Origin of the sequence: Actinomycetospora sp. TBRC 11914 (assembly GCF_012933465.1) — a bacterium.
GTDB lineage: Bacteria > Actinomycetota > Actinomycetes > Mycobacteriales > Pseudonocardiaceae > Actinomycetospora.
Genome location: NZ_JABBND010000044.1, coordinates 1 through 3,506 on the forward strand (window position 1 = coordinate 1; position 3,506 = coordinate 3,506).

5 protein-coding genes and 1 pseudogene are annotated in these 3,506 nt (G+C 76.9%); 3 read left to right on the forward strand and 3 right to left on the reverse strand.

The annotated features are described in order from the left end of the window. The coding region (locus HH311_RS30710) for a maleylpyruvate isomerase family mycothiol-dependent enzyme (RefSeq protein ID WP_169187535.1) at nucleotides 1–612 on the reverse strand (612 nt) is incomplete at its 3' end. Nucleotides 613–701: 89 nt separating this feature from the next. Between HH311_RS30710 and HH311_RS33665 the strand changes: the two genes are divergently transcribed. Then, the gene (locus HH311_RS33665) at nucleotides 702–1,460 is read left to right on the forward strand and encodes a metalloregulator ArsR/SmtB family transcription factor (protein WP_169187536.1); all 759 of its coding nucleotides are present in this window, start codon (nucleotides 702–704) and stop codon (nucleotides 1,458–1,460) included. A gap of 2 nt (nucleotides 1,461–1,462) precedes the next feature. On the opposite strand, the gene HH311_RS30720 is transcribed toward HH311_RS33665, so the two are convergent. Next, nucleotides 1,463–1,777 (reverse strand): hypothetical protein, encoded by a 315-nt coding sequence (locus HH311_RS30720; RefSeq protein ID WP_169187537.1) that lies wholly within the window; start codon nucleotides 1,775–1,777, stop codon nucleotides 1,463–1,465. Between the two features lie 91 nt (nucleotides 1,778–1,868). Between HH311_RS30720 and HH311_RS30725 the strand changes: the two genes are divergently transcribed. Together HH311_RS30725 and HH311_RS32405 are read left to right on the forward strand one after the other, a co-directional pair. Next, nucleotides 1,869–2,282 carry a hypothetical protein gene (locus tag HH311_RS30725; protein WP_169187538.1) on the forward strand — a complete coding sequence of 138 codons (414 nt, stop codon included), beginning with the start codon at nucleotides 1,869–1,871 and terminating at the stop codon, nucleotides 2,280–2,282. Next, nucleotides 2,279–2,914, forward strand: coding sequence for a hypothetical protein (locus HH311_RS32405; RefSeq protein WP_248304425.1), 636 nt, complete (start codon nucleotides 2,279–2,281; stop codon nucleotides 2,912–2,914). Before HH311_RS30725 ends, HH311_RS32405 begins: the two co-directional genes overlap by 4 nt. Nucleotides 2,915–2,998: 84 nt before the next feature. Here the strand turns inward: HH311_RS32405 and HH311_RS32410 are convergent. Then, a pseudogene (locus HH311_RS32410) lies at nucleotides 2,999–3,472 on the reverse strand (UPF0104 family protein); the annotation flags it as partial. Between the last annotated feature and the right edge of the window lie 34 nt (nucleotides 3,473–3,506).

The window sequence follows — 3,506 nt, forward strand, 5'->3', positions numbered from 1 at the left end:
GCGGGACCGCAGCTCCGCGACCCCGTCGCCGTGCAGGTCGTCGAGCACCGGCGGCCGGCCGACCATCGCCAGGAGGAGGAGCCGGAGCGGTCCGCGGACCTCCGGCCCGTCGCCGGTCTGCCAGTCGACGTCGTCGGCGCGCAGGCGCAGGCCGGCGATGCGCTTCCGGGCGCCGAGCAGCGGCTGGGTGTCCTTCGCGGAGTCGGCGGCGGCGACGAGCGCCTCCTCGGAGTGCGGGATCTTCGTCGCGGTCGGGTAGGCGATGTCCTCGCCGTGGGCGACGGTCTCGACGAGCCACGACCCGGTCGGGCCGGGCGGCGCGTTGCGCGAGCCGATCCGGGCGGCCAGCCGCTCCAGCAGCCGGGGGACCGGGTCGGCGCCGACCGCCGCGACGTTGCGGTCCATGAGCCGGGAGAACGAGAAGCCGGCCCCGGCGAGCCCGAGGAAGAACCTCGGCGGGGTCATCTCGGCGGTCGACACGACGTGGGCCAGCGTGTCCTTCGTCGTCCACCCCTCGCACAGCGACGGCGTCGCCCACTGGGCGTCGTCGAGCGTGCCGAGGGCCTCGACGAGCCGGGCGCGCTCACCCGCGATCAGTTCCCAGGTGTCCATGGGTGCCCTCCTGGTCGCTCACCGATCAGCACGTTTCGCGCGATACCGAATTAGACTGCGACCGAAACACGCGGTCAAGGGTGGTGGGGTTGGACGAGATCCAGCGGGTGCTGCAGGCCCTGGGGTCGCCCGTGCGCCGAGAGATCCTGTGGCTGCTCGGCGACGGTGAGCGCGCGGCCGGGGAGCTGGCCGCCGGGGTGCACGTCAGCGCGCCCACGGTCTCGGAGCACCTCAAGGTGCTGCGCGACGCCGGGCTGGTCACCGTGCGCGTGGACGGCACGTTCCGGCGCTACCGGGCTCGCCGCGAGGCGCTCGCCGGGCTCCGGCGCCTGCTCGCCGATTCCGGCGGGCGGTGGGAGCCGGCCGCCGACGTGCCGGAGCGGGAGCGCGCGAGCGCCCGCACGGCGACCGTGGTGATCGCCTCGGCGGAGCTGGCCTGTCCCCGCGAGCTCGCGTTCACCGCGTTCACCGACCCCGAGGTGTACAGCAGCTGGCTCGGCGTCCCGGTCAGCATCTCCGACGGGCACTTCTCGGCGACGATGGAGTGGGGCACCGAGGTGCGCGGGCGCTACGAGCACGTCGTCGCCCCGAGCCTCGTCGTCATGGCGTGGGACTTCGCCGACGAGCAGGTCCCGGTGCCGGGAGGCGAGCTCCGGGCCTACGCGCACCTCACCGGGACCGCCGGCGGCTGCCTCGTCGAGGTGGACCAGCTGGTCGAGACCCCGGAGCAGGCGAGGTTCATGCAGAACGCGTGGCGGATGGTGCTCGGCCGCCTCGCCGAGGCCGCGCCGGACCTGGCGGTGCCGGGCCGGCCGGCGCAGGCCCGGTCGTGGCGGCCGAAACGGTAGGCCTACCGCTCCCGCTCCAGGTGCGCGCGCACCGCCGTCCCGTCCTCGCTGAGCCAGCCCTTCTCCCGGGCGTAGGCCAGCATCTTCTCGAAGTCCGCGTCCCAGCCCTCGGGCACGCGCCCGTCCGCGAGCCGCCGCAGCGTCGCCACCGGGACCATGATGTGCGCGCCGTCGGGGAGGAGCTCGGCGTCGGCGTGCTCGGCCAGGATGCGGCCGAGCAGGTCCGGGCCGAGCCGCTCCCAGTACGACGCGTAGAGGTCGTTCAGCCTCTCGGGCTCCTCGAGGGTCACACCGTCGCTGGCGATGGCGAGGTACATGGCGCTCCTCGGGCCGCGGGTCCAGGGTCCCCCGGTGCCTACCAGGTCCGGAGGCTGTCCGCCGGGTCCGGCCTCTGGAAGGCTCGGCGGGGTGAGCACCCCGGTCAGCACCGCGCCCGACGACGCCGGCGGGCTCGCCGTGGGCGGCAGCGTCCTGACCTCCGACTCCGTCGCCGTGGCGGGCAGCGTGGGGACGGCGGGCAGCGTCGCGGTCGCCGGGAGCGTCGCGACGGCGGGCAGCGCCGGCGTCGCGGGCAGCGTCGCCACGGCGGGCAGCGCCGGCGTCGCGGGCAGCGTCGCCACGGCCGGCAGCGCCGGGGTCCTGGCGAGCGTGCTCACGGTCCTCGGTGTCGGGCTGCAGCGGTGCGCGGGGACGCTGGCGTGCCTCGGCTGCGACCGCTGCGTGGGCTGCATCGGGTGTGTGGACTGTGTCGACTGCGTCGGGTGCATCGGCTGCGTCGGGCTCCGCGGAGCGGTGGGTCAGCGCGGCGTCCGGGCCCGATGACCTCGCGGGCGGGGAACGCCAGCGGCCGGGCCAACCGGGTCGCGCCCGACGGGTCGACCCACGCCGTCGCCGACCGCGGGCTCTTCTGGGGCAACCGCGGCCAGTTGCTCGACGCCCGGGGCGAGCCGGCGCGCCACCACCGCGGCCGGCTCTGGATCTGCTGCGTGCTCGAGTTCCACGGCCGGCACCGCACGCAGTGGCAGCCCGGCCGGCTCACCGAGCTGTACTTCCTCGACGAGCCCACCGCGCTCGCCGCCGGCCACCGCCCGTGCGGCGCGTGCCGGCACCACGACTACGTCCGGTTCCGCGACGCCTGGGCGCGGGCGCACCCCGACGACGAGTCCCGCGCCGGGGCCATCGACCGGCACCTGCACGCCGACCGGCTCCTCGACGGCCGCCAGCGCACCCACGACGTCGAGCTGTCCTCCCTGCCCGACGGCGTGCTCGTCGCCCACGACGCCGGGTCCTGGCTCGTCCGGGGCGGGTCGCTGCACCGCTGGGGTCACGGCGGGTACGACGAGGCCCGCGCCCGGTCGGCGTTCCCGGGGGTCGTCACGGTGCTCACCCCGCGGGCCACGGTCGCGACGCTGCGCGCCGGGTACGAGCCGACCCACCACCCGACGGCCGACTGAGGTCCGCACCGCGAGCACCCCGAGCCCGGGCAGGGTGGAGACGAGGGCGAGGACGCCGAAGGCGACGGACACGGCGAGGCCGGTGGCGGCGCCGAGCCCGGCCAGGCCGAAGGCGGCGGCCGTCGTGGCGTCGCGGGGTCCCCAGCCGCCGACGTTGGCCGGGAGGCCCGCCGAGAGCAGGGAGAGCACCAGCAGCGGGGCGAGCACCCCGAACCCGGACGGGACACCGACCGCGAGCGCCGCGACCTCCAGCAGCGCCAGGTGGCCCGCCACGGCGACCAGCGACAGGGCCAGCACGGCCGGACCCGTCCGGCGGGTCAGCAGTCCGTCGTGGACCCCGCGGGCGAGCCGGGTCAGCGCCCGGCGCACCCGGGGCACGCCCGCCAGCCCGAGCACCAGGGCGACGACGACGGCGAGGGTCCCGGCGAGCGCCGGCACCCCGCGGCCGAGCCCGAGGAGCAGGCCGCGGACGGGACCGGGGAGGGCCACCGCCACACCCACCGCGACCACGACGACGACGGCCTGGCCGGCGACGCGTTCGAGGACCACGCCCTGCACGCCCCGGCCGACGTCGCCGCTGCGCCGGCCGTGG